Raw genomic sequence first — 15394 nt, 5'->3', positions numbered from 1 at the left:
CCGTCAGTTGCCGCCCTCTGCCTCAGGCAATGGAACCAGGACAGAGCACATCTTCGCTTCCACAAACGGCGACGGAGTCACCGGCAATTGAAGCCGGTCATCGGCAATCACAATGCCCATCGGCTCCGCTGGCGTTTGCAACTGCGTCATCAAAGGTGCCCCCTTCGGCATCTTGAAGCGCCCGGTACCAACATACGCAGCCACCAGGCTCAGCGCCGTAGTGGGCGAGAAGAACGCCAGCGGAACAATGTATTTCTTCGACCGCACCAGCGACTCGCCAATGCCATCCACCCTGCGACTGCGCGGAATAGTTCCCGGCACTTGCGGTATCTGGAAGGTCTGAAACTGCAACTCTGCATTCTTCTTGCCGAACTTCGTCACCAGCCGCGCCAGGTGTTTCGGAGTAGTCAGCCAGAAGTCCGACATGGAATTCCGTGGGATCGATCCCGGGAATGTGCTGCGCAGGATCGACCGCGCAAAGTCCGCACAGTTCCGATAGAACAGGTTGAACCGGCCTCGATTGTGGCTGTCATTCAACCGGGCAATAATGCTCTCATCCTGTTCCCGCGTGGTCAGCAGTTGAAAGCCATAGATGCGCCGATCGTAAGACGATCCGATCAACTGAATCCACTCGCCGCCGGGCGCGCTGCCATCTTCCCTGCTCGGCGCCAGGCTTAACAGATGGGCCCGCCGATAGCGATCGCGCAACTCCTTCTCCAGCGAGGGCGTAGCCGTCTGCGGCACGTCTGCAGTGTCTTCGACGGCATACAGGTATGGAATCAGCGGTATCGCAACCCAGTCATAGCCGTCCATCCGGTGATAACGACTGATCACCACACCCATCTCTCCTGCGTGGCACAGCCTCAGCCGTGTCGGCGAATCGGCGCAGATGTTATCCAGATAAACAGCAGCATGTCCGGTCGGATTAAACGCGCCAAACGCTCCAAATGGTTCTTCCACCAGCAGGCTGATGCTGGCGTGCGCGCGCAGTGGAGCAAGAAGTGCAATGCACAGTGCGGCGGCGAGAAAGTTTGCGGCCTGTCGCATACGCGGCATGGGCATCTCCTTCAAGGCGTCGAGCTATGGGGTCTGGCGGCCACCCTGGGGGTGTGGCCCATTCTTAATAACGCAATCCGGAATCACTTGTTCCGGTGAAAATTTTGGCATTCGACGATAATCGAAGGCGTGAGTCCATTTTCTCAAAACCGCGACCTCACGCGCGCGCGCCTGACCATTGCGATGACGGGCGCCAGCGGTGCGCTGTTTACCGCGCACCTGCTTCGACTGCTCAACACCGACGATCGTGTGGAAGCCGTTCACTTCATCGCGTCGGATCATGCATTGCGAGTTGTTACGGAAGAACTTAGCCTCACCGGCGGACGTTCCTCCCTCCTGGAGACGCTCCTCGACACCCCGCCCTCCAGCAAATTCACGGTATTCCGCAACGACGATATCGCCGCTCCCGTCGCCAGCGGCAGTCATCCCTCGGACGGCATGATCGTGCTGCCCTGTTCCATGGGAACGCTCGCGTCTATCGCCAACGGCATGGCAGCGCGGCTCATCGACCGCGCGGCGGATGTCACCTTGAAGGAGCAACGGCCGCTGATTCTCTGCGTCCGGGAGACTCCATTCAATCGCATCCATTTGCGCAACATGACGCTCGCGGCCGAGGCTGGAGCAATCATCTACCCCGTGATCCCCGCCATGTACTTCCAACCGCCGAGCCTGGATGAAATTGCTCGCCAATTCAGTTGTCGCGTGTTGGGCCACATCGGCCTGCCGCAACCCTCCGCGTACCGCTGGAAGGAAGATTAGGCTACTCCGGGGCGTCTACGTAACTGGCAGAACGTGATGGTGGCGGGTCTGCGTTGAGGAAACGCAATGTTTCCTCAACCACCGGCGGTGCACACTCCACTGCCGTCAGATGACCGCATTTCCTCACGCCCAGGAACACTGACTGCGGCACCAGGTCATGCAGCCGCAGCCCCACTTCCAGCGGGATCAGGCGATCCTCCGTACCCCACACAATCAGCATCGGCATCTTCAAACCACCCAGGCGGAAGTCCAGCAACTCCCGGCCATGCAACATGCTGCCAAACGACCGCTGCACGATGAACTGGTTTTCCTGAAAACGCCGGACCATCCCTGGAATCATCACAGCGGGGACACGCGTCCGCCACCGGTTCGGCTCAATCTTGTCCATCAGGGCATCAAAGCTGGCGCGGTCATGCGGCGAAAACAGCGAAGGCGGAAAATTCAGAACGAAGTACAGCCCGGCCGAGTCATACACCATCAGCCGCCGTACCATCTCCGGATGATCCAGCGCCATCTTCATGGCCACCCATCCGCCCATGGACCATCCGCCCAGGTCGACTCGTTCCAACTTCAGAGCCCGTAGAAAGTCCGCCGTAATACGTTCTTCCGCATTCAGTGAGAAGTCGCCATCGTCAGGCTTGGGAGAGTCACCGTAGCCCAGCAGATCCAGCGCATATACGTGATATCCGCCCGCTGCCAGCGCAGGAATCATCTTCGCCCAGTCCGAAGCGCGCGCCCCCAACCCATGCACCAGCAGCACCGGCTTCTCCGGCCCGTTTCCCGCAGGCTTGGCCTCCAGGTAATGGATCCGGTAGCCATCCACCATCACGTATTCATGCTGAATCCCTTTGCCGCGCAGGTAAAGGTTCATCGACTGGTTGACCAGCCAGAAAGGATTCCAGTACAGATAGGCGCACGCCACTGCGATCAACGCCGCAACTGCAAGAAGCGCCGTTGTAATGCCGCGCCTCACCGCAGCGGCTTCCCGAACTCTTCCGCAAAGGCCACGTGATTCAGATCGAAGCGGCCGCCATCGTATTTATCCGGCCCCTTCAATCTTCCAATTGCCAGCAGCGACACCACCCAGTAGCTCAACGGCAGGCGCAGAGCTTCCTTCACTTCGTTCTGCTCAAAACCTTCCATCGCAGCGGTGTCATAGCCCATCACTTCGGCAGTCAACTGCATGTAAGCGGCAGCATACGTCACCTGCTTGTTGAGCCAGCCATGCATCTGGTCGGCATTCAGGCTCAGCAGATAGCTTTCGACGTAGCTCTTCAACTGCGCAGCATAGCCTTCGCTCATGCCGCCTTCCAGCCCCATGCGCACAATGTCGTCTGCATCGCGTCGCCAGCTATCCACGTCGCCACAGCAGGCAATCACCACAGATGCCTCTTCCACCTTGGCCTGGTTGTAACAGGCGGCGCGCAGCTTCTTCTTCTGCTCAGGCGACTGCACCACGACAAAGCGCCACGGCTGCACGTTATACCCAGAAGGCGCGGCAATCCCCGCCTCCAAAATCGTACGGATATCTTCTGCCGGAATCGGGCTGCCATCGAACGAGGGCGTACTGCGACGTTCGCGGATGGCATCCGGAAGAGATTTCAAAGTCTCACTCACCGCCACAGTGTAACGGCAGTTGGGCAAACCATCCACCCTGGTCTTACGACTTCAGGGGCACCCCTCGCCGCTCGAAGGATAAATCCAGCTATCATGAATCATGGCCGACAGTTCTACCGCCAGCTTCCAACCAACCATCGGCGTGCTCGCGCTCCAGGGAGCGTTTGATGCGCACGCCCGCATGCTCCAGCAGTGTGGCGCAAAGACCGTCTTCATCCGCAAGCCCGAACAACTGGCAGGCATCGACGGCCTCGTCATCCCCGGCGGCGAGTCCACCACCTTCCTCAAGGCGCTCGAACGTGGTGGCTTTTTTGACGCGCTCCAGGAATTCGTCCAGACCAAACCCACCTTCGGCACCTGCGCCGGCGTCATCCTCATCGCAAAACGAGTCACCCATCCCGAACAGAAATCCCTCGGCGCACTCGACGTCACGGTAGAACGCAACGCTTACGGTCGTCAGAACGATTCCCGCATCCTCGAAGCGGAAACCACCCTGCCCGGTGGCCCGTTTGAGATGGTCTACATCCGTGCCCCCCGCATCACCCAGACCGGCCCCGGAGTGGAAACGCTCGCTGAACGCGATGGCTCCCCGACACTTGTCCGTCAGGGCCATCTCCTCGCGGCAACGTTCCATCCTGAACTCTCGCAAGACAAGCGCGTCCACCAGCTATTCCTCGACTCCGTCCGCGCCGCTCACAAGGGATAACCTTGCCACTGTGAGCCACATCACATGCACGTGGCTCATTTGCGGAGTAGTATCAAGGCCATAACGGCGCTGTCCCATGCCTACTATCCTCCATCCCGATGAGGTCGTCGAAAAGCTCCCACCCCGGCGCCCGGACGAAGCAGACATCGGTGGCGGACGCCTCCCACCCATTGAACCCAAACACACCGGCGGTGGCGGTGACGGCGACAATTGGAGCAACAATCCCGTAGGCCATCGGGGTCCACGCGAAAGACTCCAAACCTACCGCTTCGCTGTCTTCTCTTTCCTTGCAGGCGACCTGATCTTTTTCATGACGCTCGTCAGCGCCTTCTTCGTCACCAAGCACGCCGCGCACATCGACGCCTATAACCACTACGTCAGGATATGGATTCCCATCACCATCCCGTCCATCCTCTGGCTCAACACCGCAGTCCTGCTCATCTCATCGGTCACTATCGAGTTCGCGCGCCGCTCGGTCTTCCATGAGATTGACGTGATGGAAGAATGGCTCGGCCTCGGCAGCCCCACACGCCGCAAAGCGCTCCCGTGGCTCATCGCCACCACGCTACTGGGCGCGGCCTTTGTCTGGGGCCAGATCGTCGCATGGCGTCAGCTCGCCGTGCAGCACATCTTCTACTCCGGTAATCCATCTTCGCGCTTCTTCTATCTCATCACCGGCGTCCACGGCATCCATCTGATCCTCGGCATCCTGATGCTTGTCACCGCCATCGTCGGTCTGCGCTCCCTGAAGAGCATCCAATCCCGCCAGATCATGGTCGACAGCACCTCCTGGTACTGGCACGCGATGGGCATCCTCTGGATCTTCCTCTTCGCCCTCCTCCTCTGGGGCCAATAAGAACCTCGCAAAATCGTAAGAAACAGCAACAGGCACGAAGCAAGTACCCAACGAATCTCCTACGGTTCAAGTACCTAACGAGTCTTCTACGGTTCAACTACCCAACGAGTCTCCTACGGTTAAATAAAAGACCGTCATCCTGAACGAAGCGAAGCGGAGCTGAAGGACCTGCATTCCTCTCAACCCTCTACAACGCACCAGGAAGCCCCAACAAACCAGCACCCACAGAACCGGGTGCCCCAGGTTCGCGAAGCTAACCTGGGTATCGTGCGCAAGCACGACCAGCGAAGCTCAAACGCGCAAAGCGCGTCATCCTGACGAAGCGAAGCGAAATTGAAGGAACCTGCATTCCTCTCCCGCACTACAATCTCTCGCGAAACCCAAAGGCTCCAAACTCTCCCCTTGCACTTCTACAACAACCCCGTGTACCCTTCTGTCGAAGTGAAAGGGGAAGCATGGCTGGCGATCACCTGGACCTACCGCAGGGCACACTCGATCTTCTGATCCTGCGCACGCTCGCATTAAGCCCGCAGCATGGATGGGCCATTTCGGAACGCGTGCAACAACTCTCCAGCGATGCCCTCCGCATCCAGCAGGGATCGCTCTATCCCGCACTCCATCGACTCGAACGGCGCGGCCTCATCAAGGCCAAATGGCAAATCACAGAGAACAATCGCCGCGCAAAGTATTACGACCTTTCCAAAAAGGGCCGCGAACAACTGGAAGTCGAAAAGGAAGCATGGGCAAAACTCACCGCCGCTGTAGCCCAGGTTCTTGAAGCCATGTAAGGAGGAAGCGCCTATGTTCAGCGATCTGCTCTTTCGTCTACGAGCTTTGTTCCGCAGAAACGCCGTCGAACGCGAACTCGATGAAGAACTACGCTTTCACTTCGATCAGCAGGTAGAAAAACACGTGCGCTCCGGTTTGTCCCAGCGCGAAGCCATCCGCAGAACACGACTCGAATTCGGTGGCATGAGTCAGGTGAAAGAAAACTGCCGCGAATCCCGAGGCACCAATCTGCTCGAAACCATCGGCGCCGATATTCTCTTTGCGTTTCGCCAGCTACGCCGCACACCTGCCTTCACCATTACCGCGCTATTAACACTCGCGCTTGGTATAGGTGCCAACGCGGCCATCTTCACGCTCGTGCACGCCGTCCTGCAAAAGAATCTTCCTGTTGCAAACCCCGCATCGCTCGTGCGCCTGGGAGACACCAACGATTGTTGCGTAGGCATGGGTATCAATGATTCTCTGTCGTACTTCTCCACGGATGCATATGAGCAGATAAAGAAGAACACCCCCGAGTTTGAAGAACTCGCCGCCATGCAGGCAGGATTCGCGTATCGCCCCATTGTTGTGCGGCGAGAAGGAACCCAGGATCCACCGCACTCGTCCTCAGGTGAATTCGTCTCCGGCAATTACTTCCGCACCTTTGGTCTGCAACCCCATGCAGGTCGCTTTTTCACGGACGCGGACAATCAACCGGGAGCACCCGCCACCGCGGTCATCGGCTACGAAACATGGCAGACCCGCTTCTCCGGCGATCCGTCCATCATCGGCAGTACATTCCGCGTCAACACGCGTCCCGTCACCATCATCGGCATCGCACCGCGCAACTTCTTTGGCGACCGCCTCATCAGCAATCCACCTGACTACTACTTGCCCATCGAATCGATGCCTGCGCTGGCCAACGCGCCCTACGTGCACGATCCGCAGCAGAACTGGCTCTACATCATCGGTCGCGTAAAGCCCGGCACGGACCTTGCCCAGCTACAACAAAAAATTTCTGCGGTGCTTCGTAATGAACTTGTCGCCGTTGGTCGCCTTTCCCCTGACCACGACAAAATCAAACTCGCCAAAACCCACGTCACACTCACGCCCGGCGGCGCAGGCATCCGCGTCATGCAGCAACAGTACGGCGATCACCTCCGCCTGCTCATGGGTACCGCGGGTCTGGTGCTTCTCATCGCCTGTGCCAACATTGCCAATCTGCTGCTGGTGCGTGGCATCGCCCGCTCAACGGAAATGTCTGTGCGCACTGCCCTCGGCGCCATGCGCACACGCATCATCCGCCAACTCTTAACGGAAAGCGTTCTTCTCGCCGTCCTTGGAGGCCTCGCAGGCCTGGTGATCGCGTACGCAGGAACCCGTATGTTGCTGGCGTTGGCATTCCCTGACGCCACGAACATTCCGGTACACGCCACGCCTTCGCTTGCGGTGATTGGTTTTGCCTGCGGGTTGTCACTCATCACCGGAGTTTTCTTTGGCCTTGCACCCGCATGGAACGCCTCGCGAACACAACCGGCAGACGCACTCCGCAGCAGTTCCCGCACCACAGCTTCCCGTGCATCACTCCTGCAGAAGGGATTGGTCGTCTTTCAGATCGCGCTCTCTCTGGTGCTGCTGATTGCTGCGTGCCTCTTCCTTCAGAGCCTCAACAAGCTGCAGGGCTCTGACCTGAAACTGAACGCAACCAACCGCTACATCATTCACATCAACCCTCAGGCTGCGGGCTACACGCAAACCCACCTCGATGCGCTGTATCACACCATCGAAGACCGCTTCCATGCACTGCCCGGCGTTACGAAGGTCGGCATCGCCTCCTACACGCCTATGGAAGACAACAACAACGGCTGGGGCACGCAGGTTCACGCGCATCCGGATACATCCGCCATCGCCTCTGTCATCCACGCCAACGGCGACTATTTCGATTCCGTGGGAACGCATGTCCTCATGGGCCGCGGCATCAATGAGCGTGATACGCCCACCGCGCCCCGCGTTGCCGTCGTCAATCAGACCTTCGTTCGAAAGATGTTCAACCCCGGCGAAAACCCCATCGGTCAGCGCTTTGGTTTCCCAGGGCCTGAAGGCAACATCGCGTGGGAGATTGTCGGTGTCGTTGAGGATACTGTGTACCAGAGTGTGCGCTTCAAAGACCACCTCATGTTTTTCGTTCCCACCATGCAGCGCCCCGAAGGGGTGAAGTACCCCATCGAAAAAGACGATAGCTTATACGCAGGCGCCATCGTCCTCGCCACGGATCACCCTGTCGACGGAGTGGAATCCATCGCGCAACACACGCTGTCATCCATCAACCCCGATCTCACGGTTGTCCGGTTCGATACGTTCAGCCAACAGATCGCTGCAAATTTCACTGAAGAACGCCTGATCTCACGCCTCACCATGCTCTTTGGTGCGCTCGCTCTCTTGCTCGCAGCCATTGGTTCCTACGGCGTCACTGCGTATTCGGTTGTCCGGCGAAACCAGGAGATCGGCGTCCGCATGGCCCTTGGCGCAAACCGATCCACCGTCATGCTTATGATCCTGCGTGGCGCAACCATACAAACCGCGCTAGGCATGCTCATCGGTATCCCGGTCGCATTGCTCTGCGTGCGTTTCGTTCAATCGCAGCTTTATGAGATTGCAGCCCTTGACGCGGTCATCATCACAAGTTCGGTCGTCGTCCTCGCCCTCGCCGCAGCCATCGCAGCTATTATCCCTGCACGACGAGCCTCATCCATCAACCCCATGGACGCCTTGCGGATGGAGTGACAGACAAAAACCTGTCAAGCCCTGAAGCGACTCAACCTACACAAATCAAAAGAAATAGCGTTGGCATGTTATTTCCACCAAACCACTAAAATAGAAATCAGGGACAAGCTAAAAGCCAGGAGCTAACAGCTAAAGGCTTTAGAAAGACGATTTTGCCTCTAACCCCAATGGGGAGACGATTTTACAGCCACCAGCGCCATAAGCCCAATAGAAAGACGATTTTAGAAAAACAGGGGGGAGGGGGTACCCTCTACTGACCGAAAAACTTCCGACCAAGCCAATCCTGCATAGTCAGGCGCATCGGCTCCAGCTTCGTCTGCGGCGATCCAGGAACACCAGCAAAGAAGTGCTCCGCGCCCTCAATCCACTGCATCTCTGTATCGCCCGCAGCCTCATCGAAGAAGCTCTCCATCACGATGCGCGGTGCAAACGGATCCTGCGCCCCGGTCAGCAGCAGCTTCGGCTGATTGCAGTACGACAGGAACTCATACGAGTAACTCCGGCCACCCGCCGACAGCGGCATCCCAAGCCCCACCAGCCCCTTCACCCGCTCATCCCCGCAAGCCGCCCGAAACCCGATGTTTGCGCCAAATGAAAACCCGGCCAGCAGAATCGGCAAACCAAACTCCTGTTGCAGCCAGTCGAGAGCCGCTTTCACGTCCGCAATCTCGCCCGGTCCGTTGTCATGCGCACCTTCACTCAACCCTGTCCCACGGAAGTTGAACCGCAGCACCGGAACACCAAAGTGTGAGAACGCTTTAGCCGCGTGATAGACCACCTTCGTATGCATCGTTCCACCCGAAGGAGGATGCGGATGACACACAACCGCACTGTAAGCAGCATCGGCAGCGCCCACATCCAGCAGCGCCTCCAGTCGTCCCGCGGGTCCGCGTAGAGTCTCAACAGTCTGTATCGTTGCGGCCATCACGCCATGATAACTGGCGCGGATGCTCTTTGACCGTCGGGTATCCTTAGGCATGGCAATCGATCCTATTCAGCTGACACGACAGCTTGTCGACATTGAGTCGACTACCTATTTCGAGGGAGCGTGCGGCATCTTCCTGCACCAGTACCTGCAGAACCTTGGCTACGAAGTGGAACGCCAACCGGTGGAACAACCGGGCGTCAACGGCGCCGCAGGCGAACGCTTCAACCTGTACGCGAAGATGCCTGGCACACAGCCGAAGATCACCTTCTCCACACACTTCGACACCGTCCCGCCATACTTCCCATCCTCTGAGGACGACACCTACGTCTACGGCCGCGGCTCGTGCGACGCCAAAGGCATCCTCGCCTCGCAGGTTGCAGGCGCGGCGAAGCTGCACAAAGGCGGTTTGCCGGTAGGCCTGCTCTACGTCGTAGGCGAAGAGCGTGACTCCGCCGGCGCCAAGGTGGCGAACGTCGATGGCAAGGGATCGCGCTTCCTCATCAACGGCGAACCCACATCCAACCGTCTCGCACTCGCCACCAAGGGCGCACTGCGCGTGGAACTGCGGGCCAGCGGCAGGATGGCCCACTCCGCATACCCGGAGCTGGGAGAATCCGCCATCGACAAGCTGGTGGATGTCCTCCACGAACTCTCCCGCACCCAACTACCAGTGGACCCGGAGATTGGCGAGTCCACCCTGAACGTAGGCCTCATCAGCGGGGGCCGTGCCCCCAACGTCATCTCCGATGCCGCCGAAGCCCACGTGCTCATCCGCACGGTTGACGATTCGCAGCCTGTGAAGGACATCATCACCCGCGTCGTCGGCAACCGCTGCGACGTGAAGTTCGCCCTGGATCTGTCCGCGGTACGCATGAAGCGCCTACCCGGCTTCGAGACCATGGTCGCGAAGTACGCCACGGACATCTCCTCCCTGACCAACTGGGGCGAGCCGCTCCTGATGGGTCCCGGCACCATCCACGTGGCCCACACCCCCGACGAAAAAGTTCTGAAGTCCGAACTCCTGCAAGCAGTAGACAAGTACGCAGAACTGGCAAACGAACTCGCAAAGCAGCTCTAAACCAAAAGAAGAACACAGAGTTCGCAAAGATATGAAGTTCACAGAACAGGTTTCTGTGTCCTCTGTTTGACCTTTGTGATCTCTGTGTTCTATCGCTATCTATGGGATTTTGTAGATGCTTCCGCTGTTAGGGATTCTTATCTGCTGCAGCGGGTATCATGAAGACGACACAGAGGCGCGATTCTTGAGGCGACAGTGGCGTATATGACGCTCCGCTGGCTGCTGTGGATTGGCCCCAAACGTGCATGTACCTTGTTGATTAACCTGTACCCGGGATCCTGGAGGAGATGGGCAAGGCGCTACAAACCCGCGTGACCGCCGTAGTGTTGGCGCTCGTGACGCTGCTGGTCTGTGCCCTTGGCATCGCCAACTTCCTACAGGAAAGCTCTTACGACGCGCCCACCGATGGCGTGTGGTGGCTGGAGTCCGATGGCGGCCTGCACGCCGAACGTGTTCCGCTCACCTCCCCCGCGCATCGTGCCGGTGTCCGTGAAGGCGATCTTATGGTCGCCGCCGATGGACGTAAAACCCTTACCGTCGCACCACTGGAACGCGAGATGCACCGCGTCGGAACGTACAGCCGCGTCACGTACTCCCTCGTACGCGGTAACGTGCCGCTCGACGTTCCGGTCATTCTGGAGCCCACAGACCACAGCCGCAACCAGGGGCTGCGACTGATCGCCATGGCCTACCTGGCCATCGGCATGTACGTACTGCTACGACGCTGGACCGCCCCCAAGGCGATGCACTTCTACGTCTTCTGCCTGGTGAGCGGTGTCTTGTACAGCTTCCGCTACACAGGCGCCTTCGACACGCTGGACTGGATCTGCTACTGGGGCGCGCTGCTGGCTGGCACTTTGCAGCCTGCGGTGTTCCTGCACTTTGCCGTGTCGTTCGGTGAAAGCGCGATTTCGTTACGGCGCAAGGCACTGGTCGTTCTCCTGTACCTTCCCGGTGCATTGATCTTCGGCCTGCAGGTGGTTGCCATTGAACTGTGGTCTGCGACCGAACGCCTGAAGCATCGGCTGGATCAGATTGGCGTGGGTTATCTGGCGCTGTACTATGTGATCGCGGCGACCGTCTTCTTCTTCCGTTATCGCGCCGCGGACAAGCCGCTGGAGCGCCAGCAGCTGAAGTGGCTGACGCGCGGCACACTATTGTCCGTGGTGCCGTTCACGCTGCTGTATGCCATTCCGTATCTTGCCGATACCGATGTCCCGCTGGGGCTGGCACGCGCCGCGGGCTTCACGCTGATCTTCCTGCCGCTGACCTTCGCGTGGGCGATTGTCCGTTATCGCCTGATGGACACGGACCTGATCTTTAAGCGTGGTGTGACATACACCCTGGCAACAGCCGCACTGGTCGGTGTCTACTTCGGCGTCGTTGCCGTTACGGGCGAACTGGTGCATACACGGCTGCCAAACCTGCGCGTATGGGGATTGATGGCAGGCATCATCGCAACTGCGCTCATCTTCGAACCCATCAAGGCAGCGATTCAGGCACGCGTGGATCGCCTCTTTGATCGTAAGCGCTATGACTATCGCGAGACGTTGATTGAGTTCAGCCGCGGACTCTCGTCACAGACTGACCTTACGACCTTGTCACGATCCGTCGTCGAACGCCTGTCGCAGACGTTGCTCGTATCGCGAGTATCTGTCTTTGTTGCTGCCGACGACGGAACTGGCCGCACCTTCACTCTCGCGGCTTCGCACGGGCTTCCGGAGAACGTTTTGGCAGACCTTCCCGAAGAGTTGTCCCGCAATTCCTTCCTCAACTTCGGTCTGTTGTCGCAGGACCACATCTTCTTTGAGAACCCGCAGATGTTGCCACATCTGGAGCCTGCGGAACAGCGTGTGGCTTCCCTGCTGGATCTGAATTACTACCTTCCCTGCCGCGTCTTCGGCCGCAATGGACATTCCACGCGGCCCATCGCGATCATCGGTCTCGGACGCACACAGGAAGGCGACTTCCTTTCGTCGGAAGATATGGAATTGCTCGCATCGCTGGCGGGTTACATCGGTATTGCTATCCAGAATGCGCAGCTCTTCAATCGCCTCGAAAAGCAGATCAACGAGTTCGAGCGTCTGAAGGAGTTCAATGAGAACATCGTGGAATCCATCAAGGTGGGTATCTTCACGCTTGACCTGCAGAACTGCGTGGAGAGCTGGAACACCGAGATGGAGGTGCTGTACGCACTGTCACGCGCAGAGGTCATCGGGAGACATGTCTCGGAGATCTTCTCACCACAGTTCCTGGAGACATTCCTCGCTGCAGCGAATGAGCCTGGCACACATCACTTGTCCAAGGTGAAGCTGGACCTGCAGACCGGTGAAAGCCGCACGGCGAATATCTCCATTGCGCCGCTGCTGACACGTGACTTCATCTCGGTTGGCTCCATCGTGATGATGGAAGACATCACCGATCGCACGCGCCTTGAAGGCCAGTTGACGCAGGCGGAGAAGCTGTCTTCTATCGGTCTGCTGGCAGCAGGCGTGGCCCATGAGGTCAACACACCGCTGGCCGTCATCTCTTCCTATGCGCAGATGCTACAGAAGCACACGCGCGACGACCAGCGCCTGGCGCCGGTGCTGGAGAAGATCACGCAACAGACTTTCCGCGCCAGCGAGATCGTCAACAACCTGCTGAACTTCTCTCGTACCAGTTCCACAGTGTTCGCATCGCTGGATGTGAACGCCGTTGTACGCGAGACTCTCACGCTGATCGATCACCAGTTACGCACGGCAAAGGTCAACGTGGACATTGACCTACAGCTTCCGCTGGCGAAGATCTATGGCAGCCACGGCAAATTGCAGCAAGTCATTCTGAACCTGTTGTTGAATGCGAAGGATGCCATGAATGAGGGTGGCGGCGGCACCATCCGCATTGCCAGCTTCGACGATGGCCGCAACGTTACGCTGCGCATTGCGGACACCGGCAATGGCATTGCCCCGGAGCATCTGCACCGCATCTACGATCCGTTCTTCACCACCAAGAATGCGCCGCGGCAGGGCCAGCACAAGGGCACCGGACTGGGGCTATCTGTCTCGTACGGCATTGTGCAGGAGCACCAGGGGCGCATCCACGTGGAGAGCAAGGTTGGCACAGGGACCACGTTTACACTGGAGTTCCCAGTGGAACGTATTGGTGGCGCGGATGAGTCCGCTGCACCGGATGCGACATCCCCGGACACTACACAAGATACAAGGACAGTGAATGCCTGAGGCAGTAACACTCGATACGAATAACGCCCTGGGCGCACGCATTCTCATCATCGACGACGAAGCCGGTATCCGCGACTCCCTGGAGACGCTGCTGACCCTTGAGGGCTTCACCGTGGAGATGGCTCCCGAAGGCCAGTCGGGGCTGGAGATGCTCTCCTCCCATGAGTACGACCTGCTGTTGCTGGACCTCTCCATGCCCGGTGAGAGTGGCATTGACCTGTTGCCACGCATCAAGCGCATGCGGCCGGAACTGCCGGTGATCATGATCACCGCTTATGGCACGGTCGGCAATGTGGTGGATGCTCTGCGCGCAGGCGCGGACAACTTCGTCCAGAAGCCCTGGGATAACGAGAAGCTGCTTGCGGACATCCGCACGGCGATAGCCAAGCAGCGTTCGCTGCAGGAGGTGACGCAGCTTCGCCGCACGCTGAAGCAGCGCTACTCCTTCGACAACATCGTGGGCAAGTCCGACGTGATGGGGAAGCTGCTGGACACGGTTGCACAGGTGGCTCCGGCCAAGACCACCGTGCTGATCCAGGGCGAAAGTGGCACGGGCAAGGAACTGATTGCCAAGGCAATCCATACTGCCTCGCCGCGGCACGACAAGCCGTTCGTCGCCATCAATACCGGCGCGGTTCCGACAGACCTGCTGGAATCCACACTGTTCGGCCATGTGAAGGGTTCGTTCACTTCCGCTGTTGCCACGAAGAAGGGCCTGTTCGAAGTGGCCGATGGTGGAACGCTGTTCCTGGACGAGATTGGCACCATGCCGCTGGATACGCAGGCGAAGGTGCTGCGTGCTCTGCAGGAACGCCGCTTCATGCCTGTGGGTGGAACCACTGAGATTGCAGTCGACGTCCGCATTGTGGCTGCGACCAATGTGAACCTGCAGACAGCCGTGAAGGAAGGCCGCTTCCGTGAGGATCTGTTCTATCGCCTGTCCGTTATCAACCTGGATCTGCCGCCGCTGCGTCAGCGTCGTGAAGACATTCCTCTGCTGGCAGCACACTTCCTGAAGCGCTACAGCGACGAGAACGGCTTTGAGCTGCGTACGCTGGCTCCTGACGCGTTGCGCGCGATGATGGATTACGAATGGCCGGGCAACGTGCGCGAGCTGGAGAATGCGATGGAGCGCGGCGTTGTGCTGTCCTCCACCTCAACGGTCACGCTGGAGATTCTGCCGCAACAGTTGAGCGGAACCGTTTACACCGCTGCCGCGCTGGATACGAAGGCAGATTCCAGTCTCTTCGACATCATGGAAGAGATTGAGCGGCGCATCATCTCTGACCGACTGGAACGCTGCAACTGGAACCAGACCGAAGCCGCAGAGTTCCTGAAGATTCCGCTGAGCACGCTGAACCAGAAGATCAAGCGCCTGAACGTAGAAATCAAGAAACGCAAGGATCGGGAGTAAGGCACCCCCTCCCCTCCCCCTATTTTTCTAAAATCGTCTTTCTAAACGGGTTACGGTTTTGATGGCTGTAAAATCGTCTGCCCATTGGGGTTAGAGGCAAAATCATCTTTCTAAAGGAGTTAAGGCGCGCGTCTGCGCGGCCCCTTTCTGTCCTGTTTCTATTTTAGTGGTTTGTGGGAAATACCATGCCAACTCTATTTCTTTTGG

12 protein-coding genes are annotated in these 15394 nt (G+C 58.5%); 8 read left to right on the top strand and 4 right to left on the bottom strand.

The genetic code is table 11. The features are described 5' to 3' along the window. Positions 1-3: 3 nt before the first annotated feature. Positions 4-1056, bottom strand: a complete 1053-nt coding sequence (locus tag AB6729_RS02705; protein ID WP_371080013.1) for a hypothetical protein — start codon at positions 1054-1056, stop codon at positions 4-6. A gap of 129 nt (positions 1057-1185) precedes the next feature. On the opposite strand from AB6729_RS02705, the gene AB6729_RS02700 reads away from it, so the two are divergent. Next, positions 1186-1815: a UbiX family flavin prenyltransferase gene (locus tag AB6729_RS02700; protein WP_371080012.1), complete on the top strand. Its 630-nt coding sequence runs from the start codon at positions 1186-1188 to the stop codon at positions 1813-1815. Position 1816: 1 nt separating this feature from the next. On the opposite strand, the gene AB6729_RS02695 is transcribed toward AB6729_RS02700, so the two are convergent. Both AB6729_RS02695 and AB6729_RS02690 read right to left on the bottom strand, forming a co-directional pair. Further along, on the bottom strand, positions 1817-2788 hold the full coding sequence (locus AB6729_RS02695) for an alpha/beta fold hydrolase (protein ID WP_371080011.1): 972 nt from the start codon (positions 2786-2788) through the stop codon (positions 1817-1819). Further along, entirely contained in the window at positions 2785-3432 is a 648-nt protein-coding gene (locus AB6729_RS02690) for a nitroreductase family protein (protein WP_371081184.1), read from the bottom strand. The genes AB6729_RS02695 and AB6729_RS02690 overlap by 4 nt, the downstream gene beginning before the upstream one ends. Before the next feature lie 100 nt (positions 3433-3532). On the opposite strand from AB6729_RS02690, the gene pdxT reads away from it, so the two are divergent. The 4 genes from pdxT (at position 3533) to AB6729_RS02670 (ending at position 8546) form a co-directional block, all read left to right on the top strand. Further along, positions 3533-4138 (top strand): pyridoxal 5'-phosphate synthase glutaminase subunit PdxT, encoded by a 606-nt coding sequence (gene pdxT / locus AB6729_RS02685; RefSeq protein ID WP_371080010.1) that lies wholly within the window; start codon positions 3533-3535, stop codon positions 4136-4138. A gap of 76 nt (positions 4139-4214) precedes the next feature. After that, positions 4215-4994, top strand: a complete 780-nt coding sequence (locus AB6729_RS02680; RefSeq protein ID WP_371080009.1) for a heme-copper oxidase subunit III — start codon at positions 4215-4217, stop codon at positions 4992-4994. Positions 4995-5449: 455 nt separating this feature from the next. Then, the gene (locus AB6729_RS02675) at positions 5450-5782 is read left to right on the top strand and encodes a PadR family transcriptional regulator (RefSeq protein WP_371080008.1); all 333 of its coding nucleotides are present in this window, start codon (positions 5450-5452) and stop codon (positions 5780-5782) included. A 13-nt stretch (positions 5783-5795) separates the two neighbouring features. Continuing rightward, a complete protein-coding gene (locus AB6729_RS02670; protein WP_371080007.1) occupies positions 5796-8546 on the top strand; it encodes an ADOP family duplicated permease in 2751 nt (916 codons plus the stop codon). Between the two features lie 250 nt (positions 8547-8796). Here the strand turns inward: AB6729_RS02670 and AB6729_RS02665 are convergent, their stop codons facing one another. Continuing rightward, positions 8797-9525, bottom strand: coding sequence for an alpha/beta hydrolase (locus tag AB6729_RS02665; protein WP_371080006.1), 729 nt, complete (start codon positions 9523-9525; stop codon positions 8797-8799). Between AB6729_RS02665 and AB6729_RS02660 the strand changes: the two genes are divergently transcribed. The 3 genes from AB6729_RS02660 (at position 9524) to AB6729_RS02650 (ending at position 15187) form a co-directional block, all read left to right on the top strand. After that, positions 9524-10552: a M20/M25/M40 family metallo-hydrolase gene (locus AB6729_RS02660; RefSeq protein WP_371080005.1), complete on the top strand. Its 1029-nt coding sequence runs from the start codon at positions 9524-9526 to the stop codon at positions 10550-10552. The genes AB6729_RS02665 and AB6729_RS02660 overlap by 2 nt on opposite strands. Positions 10553-10839: 287 nt before the next feature. After that, on the top strand, positions 10840-13773 hold the full coding sequence (locus AB6729_RS02655; RefSeq protein WP_371080004.1) for an ATP-binding protein: 2934 nt from the start codon (positions 10840-10842) through the stop codon (positions 13771-13773). Continuing rightward, complete coding sequence (locus AB6729_RS02650; protein WP_371080003.1) at positions 13766-15187, top strand: sigma-54-dependent transcriptional regulator; 1422 nt, start codon at positions 13766-13768, stop codon at positions 15185-15187. The genes AB6729_RS02655 and AB6729_RS02650 overlap by 8 nt, the downstream gene beginning before the upstream one ends. Positions 15188-15394 lie beyond the last annotated feature (207 nt).

It is taken from the genome of Terriglobus sp. RCC_193 (assembly GCF_041355105.1).
GTDB lineage: Bacteria > Acidobacteriota > Terriglobia > Terriglobales > Acidobacteriaceae > Terriglobus.
This window is presented reverse-complemented; position numbering and strand designations above follow the sequence as displayed.